We start from the raw sequence: 15,344 nt of genomic DNA on the forward strand, positions 1-15,344 counted from the left end.
CCCTTAAAGCAGGTCGACGCCGTCTTCCTCGACGGCGGGCTGTGCGTTGCTGGAATCCTGCTCAGCGACTACTGCAGGCGTTTCGACAGTGGCGGGTTCGGCATCGGGATCAATGCCAGGAATTTGCGTCTGACGCGGGTCGGTCGGCGTCGCATCGCCAGCATCGCCGCCCGCGTTGTCGCTCGCGTCCGTCGGCGCCGGCAATTCTGCGGCACGCTTGCGACCGCCCTTGCCCTTCGTCGTGGGGGCGGGCAGTGCTGCTTTGGTTCCTGCGTCGACCGTGCCGTTTGCGGCGCTCGCGGCGCGCGCCTGGTCGAGCACTGACAGCGTGCTGGGCTCGTAGATCGAAACCGCCTCAGCGAAGTCGCGGTCGAGTTCGTCGGGCGTGGCCAGAATCGAGAGCGGGTAGAGCGGCTTTTCTCCCTTCGTGTCGTCGTTGGCACGTGGCGTGACGTTCACGCGCAGCTGGTCACCTTCGGCGGTGATGAGCAGCGTGAGGGTCGTGCGTTGCGCAAGTGGGTGCAGTGATGCAAAGAGGGACATCTGCTTCTCCATTAAGGGTGAGGTTAGTGCTGCTTCGCGCGCCACTCGGCGAACGGGCGGTGCAAGAAGTTGTGAAAGCGCTTAGCGGCTGCCTTGTCCGTGGCGAGTCGGCGGCGGCTGTCGATCTGGCATACGTGGCGGATAACTTCCGCGGCTTCGTCGACGCTCAGGTGCTCGACCTGGGTCGCGGACGAAAGCCACTCGCGAAACTTCGGGTCGCGGGGCAACATGCCGGCGAGTTGAGAAATGGTGTGCATCGTGCGCTCAGGCTGCGAGCCCGTCGTAGTTTCGATCGGCGAAATCCGCATCGCCGGGATAACGGCCGGTTCCGTCGGCGCGGCTCCAGCAGAAAAGCGAGCCGCGGCGGTGCGGGAACCAGTAGCCGGCGCAGTCGCACCGCGTCTTACCGGTGTCGCGCCGGTTCATCCAGCGGTCGACGCGATAATTGCGGCGGCCGCAGACGGAGCAGGCCGGCAGGCGGGTGTAATGGCGCGGGTTGCGGCGCAGGCAGCGACGCGTTGCGCAGTGGCGGCATCGGACGTGACAGCGGGCCATGGTCAGTCAAGAAAGAAAGGGCGAGTCGCAGTCGATTCGCTGTCACCGAGTCGATGCTCGATCATTCCGAGCGCGGTCCAAAAGGCTCCAGCGATGAATCCGCCAGCAAATCCGGCGCTCGCCACCAGAAGGACTACTAAGAATGAAAACAGGAGATTCATCGGTGAGCCTTTACGGGATCAGGTGCAGCGCACGACGCTGCAGCGTTCGATACGGGCCTCGTGCGCTTCGATCGCCATCGTGACAGCGCAATAGACGACGAGAACGAGAAGGGCAGTCGCCCATGCTTTCGCGTACTTGACCATCACAACGCACCGGCTCGCGCTGCAACGCACAGGAACCAGACGCAGCCGACGGCAACGCCGCAGAGCAGCATCATTCCGAAGAACTTTGCAGCGCGGCCGTGCACGTGATAGCAGGCGGCGAGCAGATCGTTATCGCAAGCGGCTCGGTTCATGCAACACCTGTGGCTTTGGCGATCGCGGCGCGGGCTTTGTCAAACTCAACCGTCGCGCGGTCTGCTACTGAAACGACTGCCTTAAGGGCGTCGAGCAGTTCGGGCGCTGCTGCCGCGAGGCGGCAATCGTCGGCACTCAAAAAAGCGCCATAGCCGTCATCGTCCACGGTCAGCAGCGACATCGTCGGCTCTTCAACGCTGGCGAGGCAGTGCGGGTAATCCGGATGTTGGAGCCACGGCCCCTTGGTCGGCAGCATGTCGCGCATCACATGCCCCGCGTGAAGTAGTCCACCTCGTCACGCGTACGCGACTTGGCGGTGTGCTGCTGTTGGTTTTCCATCTCAAGGTCTCCCGGTAGGTCGGTGAGTGCGTGAGATGCATATTACTGTATGGTAATTTTATTTGCAATACCAAACGGTAATTGTTCGGCGGCGTATTCCATATGCGGATACGCTGCCGATCGATCAAGCAATACGCGGGATTGCCCAGAACCTTTCGTTGTGTAAGACTCAATGCTCGCCCAGCGATCTCCGGGCGGCGTGTGTCTCCGAGCCGCAGCGATGCCTGTGGCTTCTTTTTGTCTGGACGAAAAAAAAGCCCCGCGCGCGGCGGGGCAACTTTATGCGGCTATGGAGTTGATCGGTATGACCGTGCGCTTTGGCATCGCGTCATACGTTCGACCATTTAATATTCTGCCGGTCATGTCCTTCCTGACACCGCCCCATTGTTTAAAGAAAAACGCGGTACCGGATGCGCGACACTGGCGCCGAATCGACTGAACCCATTGCTCCTGCATTGGCCTTGCGCCGCGGCCCGATTCGCCGCCGACGATAACCCAGTCAATATCTTGCAACGGCAATGAGTCTAGGGGTCCAATCAGGGGCTCACAGGAAAGGAATTTCACCTTTGCTTTGGTTTGCGCCAAATCCGTGATTCGGTGCATGACCCGTGCGTCTTCAACGCTCACTCCCATCCAGACGTTCGCCGGCCAGTCGAGATGTGGAGACAGTTCGAGGAGCCTTTCGGACCGTTTGGTCAGCACCTGATACGTGTGCTGCGGCGTGTCTCGCATTGTCTGGAAAATGCGCTTGATAAATTCAAGCGGCACAGCCTCCTGAAAGAGATCGCTCATTGAATTTACGAAGACGGTGCGTGGCTTCTTCCATTTCCGGGGTACGTCGACGAGATCGGCGTGCAGTGTCGGGGCGAACCCATCGTCGTAGCGTGCGCTGCCCATCGCCTTTAAGCGTTTCGCCATACGTTCAGCGTAACAATTCTTGCAACCCTGACTGATCTTCACGCAGCCAGTGACCGGATTCCATGTCATCTCAGTCCACTCGATCGCGGTTTTGGTCGGCATCTAAAACCCCTGTATATATGTACAGTAGCAGTGTAGGCGGGGAAGCCTAGTCAAACAAGTCCGATTGTCCCTTATGTTCGCGGCCAACGTCATCCCAAAGAGAGCCAGCAAGCTTGTGACGATGCAGCAACATGAGGCGGTAGAGGGGGCCGTTGTTGCTGTTCACTATCAATGGCTTGGCATTGGCAGTCTTCATGTTCGCGAGGTCGCTGACGAGTGATTGCCAATAATCGGAAAAGGCCGTGACGAAGTCCTTTCGTGGCAACTTCGTGAGATCAATTCGGTTGCGCCAACCGGGAGCGATCGCGTCAAGGCGCGATCCGTTATTAGCAGCCTCGAGGTCGATGTTTCGCTGTATGTCCATGACACTGAAATGGACGAGGATGTCGATGTGAGGCTGTTTTGCGAGCTTTTTGATGATGGAAAAATCGAGGTGCTCGGCGTTGAACGGATCCAGGAACGCGAGATGAAGGCCGCTTGGCAGTTTGCTAATAATCGCATCGACTGTTGTCGAAGCTGGCCCGACGGCTGTGGTGACCGGCGCAGACAACGCCTCCAGTCGGGCCTTGCAAGATTGGACTGATTCTGCGTCAAGGTCGGATACAAAAACCCGCGAAAATGGCGCTTTCCCAATGACAGAGCTCTTCCAAGCTAGGAGTGCGCCTCCGTCGCGGAAAGTATCCGTATGCCGCTCGACCACACGCCCCGGCCCGCAGAACAGATCAATATATGAAGAGTAACCAAACTTCGCGCGTGCCCGCCTTGATGCGCCGATATACGCGCTTAGGCGTTCATGCTTTTCTTGCGCCCACTTACCAACGATCATCGCCTTCAGACCGTCAGATGGGTCGGGTCTGGTTTTTTCGTTAGCCACCGTGTTGCCTGTCTTTGTTCGACGTTAGAACACACTGGACGCCGCCTTACACCTGCGTGGTTTAGCGACGCGTCTCTTTTCAAGCGACTGCTATTTGGTAGGCTTTCTTGAGTGCCGGCGCTACAGCACCGGCAATAGGGACCGCCCAAGGTTGAACGGCGGATCTGGGTCACCTAGCAAGCATTGCGGGGAAGCCGGGATTCTGCACCGCCTTTCCAATCAGGTCCTGCACTGCCGGCATTAGGGCTTGAGCTGTTTGATTACACGCCGTCTCGCCGTAAAAGCTTGATGTGAACGGATACGCCTCTGTCACCGATAGGGATCGGTTGTTCGTCGAGGTGAGCGAAAGGTCGAGATTCCACATGCCCGAGTTGGACGAAAAATCGATCTTGTTGAGCACGCCTGTGATTTGCGTCGGCGCAGTGTCTGAATATGCCCCGGCCATTTTCAGTTCAGAAATCAGCGCCTTTCGCACAAAGTCGGCATATGTCTCCCCGTCCGGAGTTTTGATCGGACCGACAGCTCGGCATGTGATTTCCGATACTGGGCCGCTAGGGGACGTGAACGCGCCAACGCTGACGCTATTGGGCGGCAGACTGCGCAGGGCGACGACATCATCGGCTGATACCGAGTAGCGCGAAACGGAATAGGTGGAGCAAGCGGTCAGCGAAGTTGCAGCGACGGCGACTGCCGCCGCACGGATAGTGCGTGTGGTTTTCAATTTGGCCTCTTTACGTTGCTCGAATGAGCTATTCCAATTTTTTAATTTAGTACGAACAGGAAAGTGCTGGAGCTGCAACAGCTCCGAATGCGTCTGCTGCGCGCGAGACAAAAAAGCCAATTGCTGCGCAGACAAAAACAATTACCCCTGCAATTCTCACTTTTGCCCCGATGCATTTTTGGACGCTGTCAGAAGCGTGTTTTGATTTTTTCCGGCGGTACCGCATGCGCCACGTAGTACATCCAAGTGATTTCACTCTCGCGAAACGTGTGGACGATCGGATCATTCCATGACCCAAGCCGCACATGCGCGTCTCGCCGAGACAGCAATCTCTTGAGGATGGTTTCGCCTGTAGTCAGCCTGACCAGGACGGTTCCTTCGATCTGCGGCGGAGTGCCCGGTTCAACCAGAACGTATTCGCCGGGCATGAAGCGCGGATACATCGAGTCGCCTACTACTGGGCAGATAAAAGCCTGCGGATCCGTAGTCGCGAGCTCTGCGTACTCATCAATTGCACCCACCAAATGATCCCCGTCAGTCCAAATGCGCTCTGGTAGTCCCCCTTGCGCGCGGCCAATTACATATACGCGTCGAAAATTCTTCGATTCGCCTACGGCATGCATTAAGGGTAACGGATGTGTAATTTTTCCTGGGGCCTTTGTTTTGTCAGCATCCGACAAATCATTGCCTGTTTGGTCTCTGCTCACGGGATAGAAGGGCGACCCAACGGAAGCGTCAAGGCTTCCCGCCAGCAGTCCGGCTTTTTGCTCAAGGCCGCGAGCTTTGAGCGCGCCAAATGATTTCTTTTCGTTGCCGATGAGAGCGGAAATTTCGCCTTGATTTCCCTCGATCTTGTCAACGAAACCGGACTGTCTTCCGCCGAAGTGTAGACGTATCAGTTCCGCAAGCCGTTCGCGGCGGCGGGTCGTCTGTTGCCTGCGGAGTTCGTTTGTGGTGCTCATGCTGCAATTGTCCGTTGTAATTACCAAAAGGTAAAACACCAAAAGGTATTGACTGCCCATTACTATTCGGTAATATGCGGGGATGGACAACCTACTTGCATACCTCAATTCGCTGGCCACCGACGCACAACGCGACTTTGCGGCGCGATGCGGTACGACCATTGGTTACCTGCGCAAGGCGATCAGCGCTGGCCAGCAACTCGGCGAATCCCTGTGCATCAACATCGATTGCGAGAGCGGCGGCGCGGTCCGTTGCGAAGACCTTCGTCCAGACGTGAACTGGGCGCACTTGCGAAACACTGCCGCGAGGGAGGCGGCCTGACATGACCGAAAACAAGAGCGGTTCCGCGGTAACGATCACTGTGAATGGCGCGGGCTTCGGAAAAGTCGTCGTCGACGGCGTTGAGATCAAGAGCGTGCAGTCCGTCTCGACTGATGTCACGGCCAACGAGGCGCCCATCGTCAAGCTCAGCCTGGCGATTCCTGGGACTGTGCAGGTTCAGTATCAGGGCGCCGATCTTCTCGTTGATGGCATCGTTATGCCGGCCAGCGTCGAACTCGCTCTTTGGCGTCACCTCAGCGGCAAATATGGGCGCGAGGTCGATGCCACGACTTTGCAGTCGACCGCGCGCGAGTGGGCTTTGCGCGACGGCTAAACGCGTTCGATTTTCGTTCCGGTCTGAACGATCTGGAAAACGTTCTCGGAAATTCGATTGAGCGATCGACCATCTGACAGGCGGAAATCGGGCAGGCCTAGCAGCGAGCCGGGACCATCGAGCGTGCTGGTGTTGATCGAGTTTCGATGGACGACAACCTGATAGACATTCCCGGATTCGTCTTTGGCTTTGAATTGTTCTGTAACCATGGGTATCCCCGTAGAAACTGGTTGTGTGAGAGCTGCCAATTCTACAGGCGAGAGCCGGGATACCCACCCCATTACGCAGCACGTTGGAGATAGAGAGCATGGCGCTCACAGCAACCGAACAAAAACAAATCCGCGAGGCGCTTTGCGCGATTGCGGTACGCGGTGCGCGCCACCCAGGTGAATACGACGTGGCGCGTGCGGAACTGGCGAAGCAGTTTGAGGCGCTGAAAGTGGCTGCAGCGCAACCAGCAGTAGCAGCGAAGTAACTGCCGCGGCCCCATCGGGCACGGCGGCAGCAAAAGATTCCCGTAGCGTTTTCATTTTTCTCTCCCTGTGTCACGTACGTCGGCTTAGTAGTCCTGATCGCACGTTGACACTGTAGCCACTAACGAGTGACAGATCATGCGAGACAGTTCGCACAAGTCCCGAATCGGAATCATCCGCGACCACATTGCCGCTTGGCGAAAGGCGCAGGGCTGGAGTCGCGAGACTGCGGCAGCAGAGATCGTCGCCGCTCACGAGAGAATCGGCGGTCACATGTCCGGCGTGATCGTGTTCGACAAGCACGGCGACGTCTACACCACGCAGAAGAACCACGCGGACCGCATCTGGCGCTGGCTCGACGACGAGTCGAAAGACAACAACCTGATGCCGGCGAACTTCGAGAACTCGATTCTCGCGGCGCTGCCAGTCGAGCGCCGCGTCGATCTGCTGAACGAGGTTCTTGCGGAAATCGACTGCGCAGCCCGCGCCCGCCATCACGACGTCGACGCCCAGATCAACGCGCATGAGCTCGTGCAAACGATCATGCGCGCCAACCATCGCACCGAGTCTGACGCCGCCGACCTGCTCGATGGAGTCGATCCGGGCGAGTTGCCGCGGCTCCACAGCAGCCTGGTCGACGACATCCGCGTCAAACAGCGCTCCCTGCGCGCCGTCGAATCGGCGCTGTCCACGACTGGCGAAACCGTCCAACACGATCTCCGAAAGGTGTCCTGATGCGCGCCACACACACGCAACTCGCCGGCTCTGACTCGGTCACCGGAACGAAACGCTGCACGCAAAAGCAGATGATCACGAACCTTTTCTACAGCGAACACCTGACGCTCACGCGGCAGGAGATCGCCGACCGGACGAACCTCCGTTTGTCGAGCGTCTGCGGCCGCGTGCGCGAGCTGCTCGACGACGAGGCGCTCAAGGTGCGCGGCACGCAGAAATGCCCGGCCACTGGCGTACTCAACGAAACCATCGGTCTGCCCGCAACGAACTGATATGGCACTGGCCGAGGTCATTCATTTGCCTGAGCAGGTCGGCCCGCAAACGCAGGACGGTTTCACGCGCATTGCCAACGAGTTGCTCGACGCACTGCTGTTCGCCCGTCTGACGGGCCAGCAGCTTGCGGTGGTGATGGCAGTCGTCCGGAAGACATACGGCTTCAACAAGCGCAGCGACGACATCGGCCTGTCGCAGATCCGCAAAATGACCAACATCGACAAAGCGAACCTGAGCCGCACAGTTGCCCAGCTGGTTGACCTCCGCATCCTTCACCGCGCCGACGGCGAGTATGCGCACACGCTGAGTCTGAACAAGCACTACCGTCAATGGGCTGTCGCCGAGCATCTACGGTTGTCGATTCAACAACCCCCGGTTGTCGAAAATACAACCAGCCCGGTTGTCGAATCAACAACTGAAGGGTTGTCGAATCAACAACCACAAAAGACAACCCCAAAAGACACTAACCAAAAGACAACTCCAAAAGAAAACCTTTCGCCCTCGCTTCGCGAACGCTTTGATATTTTCTGGGCGGCATACCCGAAGAAAAAATCCAAGACCACGGCAGAGAAAGCCTTCGCCAAGCTCAAACCGAACGAGCAGCTCTTCAACGACCTGATGGCAGGTCTGGAGCGTGCCAAGACTTCGGGGCAGTGGGTGAACCCGCAGTTCATCCCACACGCAGCCACGTGGCTGAACGCTGGCGGGTGGATGGACGAAATCCAGACCGCATACACCGACGCCGAACTTGCCGTGATCCGAGCCTTCAACAAGGCACTCGGGGAGCGTATCGGCGCAGTGGACGAGGCTGTGTTCGTTGAGCCGCGCGCTGGCGCAATCCGGGCGTTCATGACGCACCTGAAGGGCGATGTCGATGCATGGGCGCGGTATTTCCCGGCGGTGCGCGACAAGGTCGACCTGCCGCCGCATGCCGGCTTCGATTACCTGATCAGCCCGAAGGGCTTTGGCGACGTGAAGGGCCGCATGGCAGTCAAGCGGAATCCCGACGGCACTAGGGTGGTGGGCGAGTGGGACAAGTCCGCGAGCGGCATCAGGGCGATGGCGATTGAAATGGGCGTGCCGTTCACCGACGAAGACCCGATGCCGGCTGTCGCAGCGCGCGTTCGGGCGGCAATCGCAAAGCAGGAAGGAAACGCATGAGCAAACGAGCACCTTGGCCGATGGTTGTGCCGGCAGGAACAACGGTCGTCGGCACTGCGCGCGTGCGCGACGACTCGCGGCCGGCCATGACGACCGCGCAGCGCCGCATCTACGAACTTACGGGCAACCCGCCGCAGACGAGCGCGCTGGATGACGTCGACGATAACGATCCGTTCTCACCACGCCTGATCGTTCCGCTGGCGCCCTCCGCGAGACAGCCGAAGTACCGCAACACGAAGTGCGAGCACAACGGCATCAAGTTCGACAGCCAGCGCGAACGGTCGCATTGGTTCCATCTGGTTCAGCAGCAGGCCGCCGGGCTGATCAGCGAACTGCGTCTGCAGGTGCCGTTCCTCCTGACGAAGCGCCAGCAGCGTGACGACGGCACGTGGGAGCGCAAGTCGACATACGTCGCGGATTTCACGTACATCCGCGACGGCAAGTTCGTCGTCGAGGACGTCAAGTCCGAAGCCACACGGAAGAACCGAACGTACATCCAGAAGCGCAAGCAGATGCTCGAAAAGCACGGCATCACGGTGAAGGAGATCTAGCACGTGGCCAATCGAATCATGAGCGCCCAGCGGCGCGAGGTTTGTGAATTTCTGAAGCTGTATCCGGACTCGACTATCGCGGACATCGTCGAGGGCACTAGCGCTCCTTACGACAGCATCAAGAAAAGGCTTCGCGCGCTGAAGGAGAGCGGTCATGTCAAGGCAAGCGATTCGAGTTACCGATCGTCTTACCAACTCACCGGCAAGCCGTTCCCCCGCGTCGCCGATTACCGACCAAACGCGCGCTATGCGGCGCGCAAGGCTCGGCGCGAGTCGCGCGGTGAGATGGTCGGTGGCCTCTACGCGGCCATGCACGCGATGGTGACAGTCGGAAGGGCGGTTGCGTGAAGCGATCGGCACCAATGCAGCGAAAGACGCCGCTTGCGCGCACTGGCTTCAAACGCCCGGAGCCGTCGGCAGCATTCAAGACGACATTTCACACGCAGACGGGATTGCGCAAGGCTGCGCTCAAGACGCGCCGGAAGCGCGTGACGGTTGCCGAGGGCGCGAGGTATCTAGCGGCGTGCCGCGGCGAGCCGTGTTACTTGCGCGTGCCGGGGGTGTGCCGGCTTAACCCTGTGGACGACACCGTCGTGCCGTGTCATTCGAATCAGTCTCGCCATGGGAAAGCCGGTGGTCTGAAGGCAGACAACGAATTTACGGTGCCCGGTTGCAACCCATGCCACCGGTGGATCGACCAGAACCGCGTCGGCACGCCGAGGCGGGTCAAGTTCGACGTGTGGGATAGCGGCTATGAGTTGTGGGCACCAGTGCGCGCTCGCAAGATGGGATTGGAAATGCAGGAGGCGGTTTGAGATTGTGGATTGAGATCCCCGACGGCGTCGGCTGGTTGAGCCATGGCCGTCGCGTGGGGCGGGTGCAGTTCGCGACCTACGGAAAGACCAGGCGTATCGAGACGACGGTCCACCGGCTCGAGCGTGTGATGTACGAGCATCGCGGCCCGCGCTTTGTCTATGTCGAGGCGTGGATACCGGAACACTATCGCGGCGGCTTTCTGCCGGGTGATCTGGATTGGGTCGGCGAAGGCATTTATCGCGCGAAAGCGCCGGTCGAATATAACCGCACCACATTGGAGGCGTTTCTCGCCAGTGGTGATCTGGAGTGGGACGTACGGGAGATGTCATGACGCCAGCTAAATATCAGTCAGCACTGAACTCGCAATCGGCGATCGCGAAGAAGGTGCTCGAGATGGTGCCGATTCAGGAAGCGTGGTCGCGCAACGAGATTGCGTCCAATCTAAGGCGAGTGACGAAGAGCTCGCCCGATGTTGCGGTTCTCGATGGCTGCCTCATCCGCCTGAAAGACGCCGGCCTAATTCGCGAGCGACAAACCGGCTTGTATCAACGAGTGGAAATCAGGGAAAGGGAGGTATTGCACGTGGCGACCGAAATGAAGGGCGAAGGCAAAGAGGCCGTCGGTGCGCCGGCGAAATCGCCTATCGACATTCTGTCCGGCCTGTCGGAGCGTGCGCGGGCGATGGCGACCAGCATCGTAATTCTGGCGTCGGACATCGAAACCGCGGCGCTCACGATCGAGCAAGGCAATGCCGAGAGCAATGCAAACCTCGAAAAGCTGCGCCAGCTGCAGGCGCTGTTGAAGAGTCTCGCTTAAGGAGCGTCAGGTGAGCAAAATCGAAATCCATACCGGGCGCACCAATACACAGACGCACCGTGCTGTGCTGCATGCCGACGAGATTAAGCAGATTCTGGCCAGACAGATCTGCGAGGCCGCCGGCGTGCCGATCGATGCCGACAGCACCAGCGTGCAGGTGCAATTGAGCAGTCGCATGGGTAACTACGGTTCGGAATACGAGGCCCTTGTCACGGTGACCGTGGATTACGAAAAGATGCCGCAAGCGGCTGAGGTGCCTGATGAACGTGCATGAGTTGAACGGCGCGCAATTGGATTGCTGGGTTGCGCGCGCCGAAGGATTCCGCGCCGATGTAGTCAAGGCGAACGGAATGGAGTACTGCCGCGTCGACGTCGAGACCATCGGCCACCAGTTCTACCAGCCGACACAGAACCCGGTCATCACGTCGCCGATCCAGTTCCGCCAGCACTACACGCTGTATCCGCTCGACGAGATCAGCAGCAAGGGCGGCGGTACGCGGCGAGTGTGGATCGCCGAAGCGCAGATGAACCCCGACTTTCACGACCTGTTTCGCGACGAGTTGCCGCTGGTCGCTGTTTGCCGTTTGCGCGTTGCCGAGGCTATTGCCACCGGCGTGATCAAGATTTAACTGGAGTAGAAGATATGGAAACTGTCAAGCACGATGGCATTTTCAAGAGCGCTCATGAGGCTGTGATCTTCGCGTGCAACTACGCCGCGCAGCAATATGCGATGTCGCCGATGGCGAAGTTGCTGCAGCGCGGAGGCTCTGGCAGTGGTCGAGGCCTGATTGGGCTCGATGGCGCGGCGCAATCGGGGATGGTGCTGGCCGAGCTCCAACGCATCGACTATGTGCAAATGCTTGTACTGGTCGCGCGCTGCGCGCCGCGCAAGGAACGTTGCGAATGCAAGCATGTCTGCTGCGGTGGCTGGAAACCGAACCCGTTGTACCGCGACGCGGTCAGCCAACTCACGGAACTGGTGATCCCCGCGCTCGGTGGCGCGTTCTCGCTCCGCCGCTTCCGGTCGGCAGTGATTGAGAAGTTCTTTGGCGAGAAGATCAAAATTAAGGAAATCGCGGGCGATCTCAATATCCCACCGCGTACCGCAGAGCGTCACGCGTCCATCATCAATGCGTATCTGAAAGACGTCGAGAAAAGCGCGTGGACGGAATGGTATGGTCATCTCGACGAAGCAGGGATGATCGTTTCGCAAAACGCTTGACTGGCGGAAAACGCCGCCATATCATCCGTTTCCATATACCGTACCCTTGGTGCGAACAAAGCCCGCTAAGCGAAAGCCAGCGGGCTTTTTGCATTGGAGCGTCGCATGGCACAGCAGATCAAATTGAGCGTGACATTCGCATGGTGGCTCAAGCCATACCTGCGCGTGCTTGCGATCTGCTGCATTCTCAGTGGCAATGTGCCGGATCCGGCGAAGCTCCAAGCTCAGATCAAGCGCGCGATGCGGGTGATCGTCGAGTGAGCCGGAAGCTGTCGACGCTCAAGCCGCGCATCCAAGCGGCGAACACCAACCGCGTCGCGACGCTCGAGGCAAAGGCAGGCACGACGCCGCGCATACGCGGGCGCAAATGGGTTGAGACGCGTCGGCGCGTCGCAGTCGATCAGCAGTTCGAGTGCCAGGGCTGTGGCTGTGTGTGGCTGCCGTGGCGTGATCAGGTCGATCACCATGTGCCGCTCGAGCAGGGAGGCAGCAACGACGACAGCAACCTCAACCTGCTTTGCGACGATTGCCATACTGCCAAGACGGCAAGCGAGGCGCGAGGCCGATCAGCAGCAGGCGCGCTGTAGCAGGCGGCCTCCCAATGAGTTCGATGTGCACCGGCTGCAGCGCAGCAGCCCGCCACAGCCCCGCCTGGCGTGCCGCAGCGGCGTCGCGGGGGTGGGGGCATCGAATCTCTAGCGTTTCGCATGACGGGAAACCGACCGTTCTCTCACGCGCAGAATTTTTCCCTTTTTGGAGCTTTTGTTAATGGCTTTTAACAGCAAGAAACGGCTCTTCGCCGATGCTGTTTTAGCCGGAAAGTCCAATAAGGACGCGGCTATCGCGGCAGGGTACAGCAAGGCGACGGCCTCGGCCGCCGGATCGCGGCTTGTTAAAGACAAGGACGTCGCCCTCTACCTGGCTGCCCAGCGCATCCAGCAGGAATCGAAGCCGCAAGCCACTGCGCCGACGCCCGAGGAAAAGCCAGCCCCGAAATTCGACGTCGAGGCGATGACGAATTTCACCGATCCGAAGGCGTTTCTGATAGCCGCCATGAACGATGACCGCACGGAACCGAAACTGCGTGTCGACGCGGCGAAGGCGCTCATGCCGTTTGTGCACGCCAAGGTTGGCGAGGCCGGCAAGAAAGACGCGAAGGCAGACGCAGCAAAGAAGGTCGGGGCCGGCAAGTTCGCGGCGACGGCTCCCCCGAAGCTGGTGGTCAATAACCGGAAGTGATAGATGGAATGGAAGACAAGCTGCCTCGACTGGGCCGAACGGCTCAAGCGCGGCGAGTCAATCATTCCGCCGCCGATCTTCCCCGACCAGGCTGAGCAGGCGCTTGCAATCTTCAAGCAACTGAAGATCGTCGATGCGCCGGGCAGCCCGACGTTCGGTGAGTCGTGCGCCCAGTGGGTGTTCGACCTGGTCGCGTCGATCTTCGGCGCGTACGACCCAGACAGCGGCAGGCGGCTGATTACCGAATGGTTTATCTGCCTGCCGAAAAAGAACTCGAAGTCGACGATCGCGGCCGGGATCATGATGACTGCGGTCATCCTCAATTGGCGGCAGTCGGCTGAGTTCGCGATTCTGGCGCCGACGATTGAGGTTGCGCAGAACAGTTTCAGTCCCAGCCGGGACATGGTGAAGCACGACGACGAGCTCGACGAGCTGCTGCAGGTTCAGACGCACATCAAGACGATCACGCACCGCAACAGCGGCGCGACGCTGAAGGTCGTCGCGGCAGACTCAAACACCGTCGGCGGCAAGAAGAGCGTCGGCACGCTGGTCGACGAGCTTTGGCTTTTCGGCAAGCAGGCCAATGCCGAGAATATGCTGCGTGAGGCGATCGGCGGCCTGGCATCGCGGCCGGAAGGCTTCGTTATCTATCTGACGACCCAGTCCGATGATCCGCCGGCGGGCGTGTTTCGCCAGAAGCTCCAGTACGCGCGCGATGTACGCGACGGCAAGATCGAAGACAAGCGTTTCGTCCCGGTGATCTTCGAGCACCCGCCGGAAATGGTGGCGAGCAAGCAGCACCTGAAGGTCGAAAACCTCGGGATGGTCAACCCGAACCTCGGCTATTCGGTTGATCAGGAGTTCCTTGAGCGCGAGTTCAAGAAGGCGCAGACCGAGGGCGAGGAATCGTTCCGCGGCTTTCTCGCAAAGCATGCAAACGTCGAAATTGGCCTTGCGCTGCGCTCAGATCGTTGGGCCGGCGCGGAATTCTGGGAAGACGCAGGCTCGGTGCCGAAGCTGACACTTGATGACCTGATCGAGCGCTGCGAAGTGATCGACGTCGGCATCGATGGCGGTGGCCTCGACGACTTACTCGGCCTGGCAGTCGTCGGGCGCGAGAAATCAACGCGCCGCTGGTTGCTCTGGACGCACGCCTGGGCGCATCCATCCGTGTTCGAACGTCGGAAAGAGGTTGCGCCAACGCTGCGCGACTTCGAGAAAGATGGCGATCTAACGGTCGTCGATCAGATCGGTGATGACGTGCGCGACGTCGCCGACATCGTAGCCATCATTCATGCGGCCGGCCTGCTAGACAAGGTCGGCGCTGACCCCGCGGGCATCGGCGGCGTGCTCGACGCGTTGGTCGAGGCCCATGTGCCGGAAGACAAGGTGATCGGCATTTCGCAGGGCTGGAAGCTGTCCGGCGCAATCAAGACGACCGAGCGAAAGCTCGCTGAGGGCGTGCTAGTTCATGGCGGTCAGCGAATGATGGCGTGGTGCGTAGGGAACGCGCGGATTGTCCCGGTCGGCAATGCAGTGAATATCACGAAGCAGGCCAGTGGCACTGCAAAAATTGACCCGCTTATGGCGGCGTTCGATGCCATCACGTTGATGAGCCTGAACCCGCAGGGCGGCCTGATCATCGGCGATGACTACGAACTCATGACGGTATGAACGCACACATTTTCAACATCTGCCTGCTGATCGGCTGGCTTCTGGCGCTTGCCGGCGGCGTGCTGCTCAACTTGGGTGGCGGGATGATCTTCGCGGGTCTGCTGTTGCTTGCGATTGTGCTCGTCGTCACGCGAATGGTCGGCATTTACGTGCCCAAGAGCGAAGAAAAGGATGTTGACTGATGTTCATTTCGCGCATCAAGGCAGACGGCGGTGACCGGTCCCCGTATGGGAATTTCTGGTTTGAGCCCGTCACG

The 15,344-nt window shown here is 59.4% G+C and carries 29 protein-coding genes; 19 read left to right on the forward strand and 10 right to left on the reverse strand.

Annotation, left to right across the window (positions count from 1 at the left end):
* Positions 1-3: 3 nt before the first annotated feature.
* From PQR42_RS22260 to PQR42_RS22300, 9 genes are all read right to left on the reverse strand, one after another.
* A complete protein-coding gene (locus PQR42_RS22260) occupies positions 4-543 on the reverse strand; it encodes a PRTRC system protein E (protein ID WP_408493741.1) in 540 nt (179 codons plus the stop codon).
* Positions 544-566: 23 nt separating this feature from the next.
* Positions 567-800 (reverse strand): hypothetical protein, encoded by a 234-nt coding sequence (locus PQR42_RS22265; RefSeq protein ID WP_408493742.1) that lies wholly within the window; start codon positions 798-800, stop codon positions 567-569.
* Between the two features lie 7 nt (positions 801-807).
* Positions 808-1,098, reverse strand: a complete 291-nt coding sequence (locus tag PQR42_RS22270) for a hypothetical protein (protein WP_408493743.1) — start codon at positions 1,096-1,098, stop codon at positions 808-810.
* 304 nt (positions 1,099-1,402) lie between these two features.
* Positions 1,403-1,555 carry a hypothetical protein gene (locus tag PQR42_RS22275; protein WP_408493744.1) on the reverse strand — a complete coding sequence of 51 codons (153 nt, stop codon included), beginning with the start codon at positions 1,553-1,555 and terminating at the stop codon, positions 1,403-1,405.
* Positions 1,552-1,821 (reverse strand): XkdD/Y8K6 family phage-associated protein, encoded by a 270-nt coding sequence (locus PQR42_RS22280; RefSeq protein ID WP_408493745.1) that lies wholly within the window; start codon positions 1,819-1,821, stop codon positions 1,552-1,554. Before PQR42_RS22280 ends, PQR42_RS22275 begins: the two co-directional genes overlap by 4 nt.
* A 353-nt stretch (positions 1,822-2,174) precedes the next feature.
* Positions 2,175-2,915: a DUF5131 family protein gene (locus PQR42_RS22285; protein WP_408493746.1), complete on the reverse strand. Its 741-nt coding sequence runs from the start codon at positions 2,913-2,915 to the stop codon at positions 2,175-2,177.
* Between the two features lie 46 nt (positions 2,916-2,961).
* Positions 2,962-3,789: a three-Cys-motif partner protein TcmP gene (tcmP, locus tag PQR42_RS22290; RefSeq protein ID WP_408493747.1), complete on the reverse strand. Its 828-nt coding sequence runs from the start codon at positions 3,787-3,789 to the stop codon at positions 2,962-2,964.
* A 169-nt stretch (positions 3,790-3,958) separates the two neighbouring features.
* On the reverse strand, positions 3,959-4,645 hold the full coding sequence (locus tag PQR42_RS22295; RefSeq protein WP_408493748.1) for a hypothetical protein: 687 nt from the start codon (positions 4,643-4,645) through the stop codon (positions 3,959-3,961).
* 53 nt (positions 4,646-4,698) lie between these two features.
* On the reverse strand, positions 4,699-5,472 hold the full coding sequence (locus PQR42_RS22300) for a S24 family peptidase (protein ID WP_408493749.1): 774 nt from the start codon (positions 5,470-5,472) through the stop codon (positions 4,699-4,701).
* An 82-nt stretch (positions 5,473-5,554) separates the two neighbouring features.
* Between PQR42_RS22300 and PQR42_RS22305 the strand changes: the two genes are divergently transcribed.
* Together PQR42_RS22305 and PQR42_RS22310 are read left to right on the forward strand one after the other, a co-directional pair.
* The gene (locus PQR42_RS22305) at positions 5,555-5,794 is read left to right on the forward strand and encodes a transcriptional regulator (protein ID WP_408493750.1); all 240 of its coding nucleotides are present in this window, start codon (positions 5,555-5,557) and stop codon (positions 5,792-5,794) included.
* A 1-nt stretch (position 5,795) separates the two neighbouring features.
* Positions 5,796-6,128, forward strand: coding sequence for a hypothetical protein (locus PQR42_RS22310; protein WP_408493751.1), 333 nt, complete (start codon positions 5,796-5,798; stop codon positions 6,126-6,128).
* Here PQR42_RS22310 and PQR42_RS22315 read toward each other — a convergent pair.
* On the reverse strand, positions 6,125-6,337 hold the full coding sequence (locus tag PQR42_RS22315) for a hypothetical protein (RefSeq protein ID WP_408493752.1): 213 nt from the start codon (positions 6,335-6,337) through the stop codon (positions 6,125-6,127). The two genes, PQR42_RS22310 and PQR42_RS22315, sit on opposite strands and share 4 nt — an antisense overlap.
* A gap of 98 nt (positions 6,338-6,435) precedes the next feature.
* On the opposite strand from PQR42_RS22315, the gene PQR42_RS22320 reads away from it, so the two are divergent.
* The 17 genes from PQR42_RS22320 to PQR42_RS22400 all read left to right on the forward strand — a co-directional run bounded on the left by PQR42_RS22320 (position 6,436) and on the right by PQR42_RS22400 (position 15,270).
* On the forward strand, positions 6,436-6,603 hold the full coding sequence (locus PQR42_RS22320) for a hypothetical protein (RefSeq protein ID WP_408493753.1): 168 nt from the start codon (positions 6,436-6,438) through the stop codon (positions 6,601-6,603).
* A gap of 136 nt (positions 6,604-6,739) precedes the next feature.
* The gene (locus PQR42_RS22325) at positions 6,740-7,336 is read left to right on the forward strand and encodes a toxin YdaT family protein (protein ID WP_408493754.1); all 597 of its coding nucleotides are present in this window, start codon (positions 6,740-6,742) and stop codon (positions 7,334-7,336) included.
* Between the two features lie 71 nt (positions 7,337-7,407).
* The gene (locus PQR42_RS22330; protein WP_408493755.1) at positions 7,408-7,608 is read left to right on the forward strand and encodes a hypothetical protein; all 201 of its coding nucleotides are present in this window, start codon (positions 7,408-7,410) and stop codon (positions 7,606-7,608) included.
* A 1-nt stretch (position 7,609) separates the two neighbouring features.
* Positions 7,610-8,770 carry a replication protein gene (locus PQR42_RS22335; protein WP_408493756.1) on the forward strand — a complete coding sequence of 387 codons (1,161 nt, stop codon included), beginning with the start codon at positions 7,610-7,612 and terminating at the stop codon, positions 8,768-8,770.
* Complete coding sequence (locus PQR42_RS22340; RefSeq protein WP_408493757.1) at positions 8,767-9,321, forward strand: DUF1064 domain-containing protein; 555 nt, start codon at positions 8,767-8,769, stop codon at positions 9,319-9,321. The genes PQR42_RS22335 and PQR42_RS22340 overlap by 4 nt, the downstream gene beginning before the upstream one ends.
* Before the next feature lie 3 nt (positions 9,322-9,324).
* A complete protein-coding gene (locus PQR42_RS22345) occupies positions 9,325-9,669 on the forward strand; it encodes a hypothetical protein (RefSeq protein WP_408493758.1) in 345 nt (114 codons plus the stop codon).
* A gap of 14 nt (positions 9,670-9,683) precedes the next feature.
* The gene (locus PQR42_RS22350) at positions 9,684-10,136 is read left to right on the forward strand and encodes a hypothetical protein (protein ID WP_408493759.1); all 453 of its coding nucleotides are present in this window, start codon (positions 9,684-9,686) and stop codon (positions 10,134-10,136) included.
* The gene (locus PQR42_RS22355; protein ID WP_408493760.1) at positions 10,133-10,468 is read left to right on the forward strand and encodes a hypothetical protein; all 336 of its coding nucleotides are present in this window, start codon (positions 10,133-10,135) and stop codon (positions 10,466-10,468) included. The genes PQR42_RS22350 and PQR42_RS22355 overlap by 4 nt, the downstream gene beginning before the upstream one ends.
* Positions 10,465-10,953, forward strand: coding sequence for a hypothetical protein (locus tag PQR42_RS22360; RefSeq protein ID WP_408493761.1), 489 nt, complete (start codon positions 10,465-10,467; stop codon positions 10,951-10,953). Before PQR42_RS22355 ends, PQR42_RS22360 begins: the two co-directional genes overlap by 4 nt.
* 10 nt (positions 10,954-10,963) lie before the next feature.
* Positions 10,964-11,227: a hypothetical protein gene (locus PQR42_RS22365; RefSeq protein WP_408493762.1), complete on the forward strand. Its 264-nt coding sequence runs from the start codon at positions 10,964-10,966 to the stop codon at positions 11,225-11,227.
* Positions 11,214-11,582 (forward strand): hypothetical protein, encoded by a 369-nt coding sequence (locus PQR42_RS22370; RefSeq protein WP_408493763.1) that lies wholly within the window; start codon positions 11,214-11,216, stop codon positions 11,580-11,582. Before PQR42_RS22365 ends, PQR42_RS22370 begins: the two co-directional genes overlap by 14 nt.
* A gap of 110 nt (positions 11,583-11,692) precedes the next feature.
* Positions 11,693-12,175 carry a hypothetical protein gene (locus PQR42_RS22375; RefSeq protein WP_408493764.1) on the forward strand — a complete coding sequence of 161 codons (483 nt, stop codon included), beginning with the start codon at positions 11,693-11,695 and terminating at the stop codon, positions 12,173-12,175.
* 105 nt (positions 12,176-12,280) lie between these two features.
* Complete coding sequence (locus tag PQR42_RS22380) at positions 12,281-12,436, forward strand: hypothetical protein (protein ID WP_408493765.1); 156 nt, start codon at positions 12,281-12,283, stop codon at positions 12,434-12,436.
* Positions 12,433-12,762 (forward strand): HNH endonuclease, encoded by a 330-nt coding sequence (locus PQR42_RS22385; RefSeq protein WP_408493766.1) that lies wholly within the window; start codon positions 12,433-12,435, stop codon positions 12,760-12,762. The genes PQR42_RS22380 and PQR42_RS22385 overlap by 4 nt, the downstream gene beginning before the upstream one ends.
* 181 nt (positions 12,763-12,943) lie before the next feature.
* Positions 12,944-13,414: a terminase small subunit gene (locus PQR42_RS22390; RefSeq protein ID WP_408493767.1), complete on the forward strand. Its 471-nt coding sequence runs from the start codon at positions 12,944-12,946 to the stop codon at positions 13,412-13,414.
* 3 nt (positions 13,415-13,417) lie between these two features.
* A complete protein-coding gene (locus PQR42_RS22395; RefSeq protein ID WP_408493768.1) occupies positions 13,418-15,088 on the forward strand; it encodes a terminase large subunit in 1,671 nt (556 codons plus the stop codon).
* Positions 15,085-15,270, forward strand: coding sequence for a hypothetical protein (locus PQR42_RS22400; protein WP_408493769.1), 186 nt, complete (start codon positions 15,085-15,087; stop codon positions 15,268-15,270). Before PQR42_RS22395 ends, PQR42_RS22400 begins: the two co-directional genes overlap by 4 nt.
* The last annotated feature ends 74 nt before the right edge of the window (positions 15,271-15,344 follow it).

Origin of the sequence: Paraburkholderia sediminicola (genome assembly GCF_046027355.1) — a bacterium.
Taxonomy (GTDB): domain Bacteria; phylum Pseudomonadota; class Gammaproteobacteria; order Burkholderiales; family Burkholderiaceae; genus Paraburkholderia; species Paraburkholderia sediminicola_B.

Bases quoted from the DNA above. Each gene is read 5' to 3' on its own strand.
- PQR42_RS22260 (WP_408493741.1), bottom strand. From the start codon at position 543: ATGTCCCTCTTTGCATCACTGCACCCACTTGCGCAACGCACGACCCTC.
- PQR42_RS22265 (WP_408493742.1), bottom strand. From the start codon at position 800: ATGCACACCATTTCTCAACTCGCCGGCATGTTGCCCCGCGACCCGAAG.
- PQR42_RS22270 (WP_408493743.1), bottom strand. From the start codon at position 1,098: ATGGCCCGCTGTCACGTCCGATGCCGCCACTGCGCAACGCGTCGCTGC.
- PQR42_RS22275 (WP_408493744.1), bottom strand. From the start codon at position 1,555: ATGAACCGAGCCGCTTGCGATAACGATCTGCTCGCCGCCTGCTATCAC.
- PQR42_RS22280 (WP_408493745.1), bottom strand. From the start codon at position 1,821: ATGCGCGACATGCTGCCGACCAAGGGGCCGTGGCTCCAACATCCGGAT.
- PQR42_RS22285 (WP_408493746.1), bottom strand. From the start codon at position 2,915: ATGCCGACCAAAACCGCGATCGAGTGGACTGAGATGACATGGAATCCG.
- PQR42_RS22300 (WP_408493749.1), bottom strand. From the start codon at position 5,472: ATGAGCACCACAAACGAACTCCGCAGGCAACAGACGACCCGCCGCCGC.
- PQR42_RS22305 (WP_408493750.1), top strand. From the start codon at position 5,555: ATGGACAACCTACTTGCATACCTCAATTCGCTGGCCACCGACGCACAA.
- PQR42_RS22310 (WP_408493751.1), top strand. From the start codon at position 5,796: ATGACCGAAAACAAGAGCGGTTCCGCGGTAACGATCACTGTGAATGGC.
- PQR42_RS22315 (WP_408493752.1), bottom strand. From the start codon at position 6,337: ATGGTTACAGAACAATTCAAAGCCAAAGACGAATCCGGGAATGTCTAT.
- PQR42_RS22320 (WP_408493753.1), top strand. From the start codon at position 6,436: ATGGCGCTCACAGCAACCGAACAAAAACAAATCCGCGAGGCGCTTTGC.
- PQR42_RS22325 (WP_408493754.1), top strand. From the start codon at position 6,740: ATGCGAGACAGTTCGCACAAGTCCCGAATCGGAATCATCCGCGACCAC.
- PQR42_RS22330 (WP_408493755.1), top strand. From the start codon at position 7,408: ATGATCACGAACCTTTTCTACAGCGAACACCTGACGCTCACGCGGCAG.
- PQR42_RS22335 (WP_408493756.1), top strand. From the start codon at position 7,610: ATGGCACTGGCCGAGGTCATTCATTTGCCTGAGCAGGTCGGCCCGCAA.
- PQR42_RS22340 (WP_408493757.1), top strand. From the start codon at position 8,767: ATGAGCAAACGAGCACCTTGGCCGATGGTTGTGCCGGCAGGAACAACG.
- PQR42_RS22350 (WP_408493759.1), top strand. From the start codon at position 9,684: ATGCAGCGAAAGACGCCGCTTGCGCGCACTGGCTTCAAACGCCCGGAG.
- PQR42_RS22360 (WP_408493761.1), top strand. From the start codon at position 10,465: ATGACGCCAGCTAAATATCAGTCAGCACTGAACTCGCAATCGGCGATC.
- PQR42_RS22370 (WP_408493763.1), top strand. From the start codon at position 11,214: ATGAACGTGCATGAGTTGAACGGCGCGCAATTGGATTGCTGGGTTGCG.
- PQR42_RS22375 (WP_408493764.1), top strand. From the start codon at position 11,693: ATGGCGAAGTTGCTGCAGCGCGGAGGCTCTGGCAGTGGTCGAGGCCTG.
- PQR42_RS22380 (WP_408493765.1), top strand. From the start codon at position 12,281: ATGGCACAGCAGATCAAATTGAGCGTGACATTCGCATGGTGGCTCAAG.
- PQR42_RS22390 (WP_408493767.1), top strand. From the start codon at position 12,944: ATGGCTTTTAACAGCAAGAAACGGCTCTTCGCCGATGCTGTTTTAGCC.
- PQR42_RS22395 (WP_408493768.1), top strand. From the start codon at position 13,418: ATGGAATGGAAGACAAGCTGCCTCGACTGGGCCGAACGGCTCAAGCGC.
- PQR42_RS22400 (WP_408493769.1), top strand. From the start codon at position 15,085: ATGAACGCACACATTTTCAACATCTGCCTGCTGATCGGCTGGCTTCTG.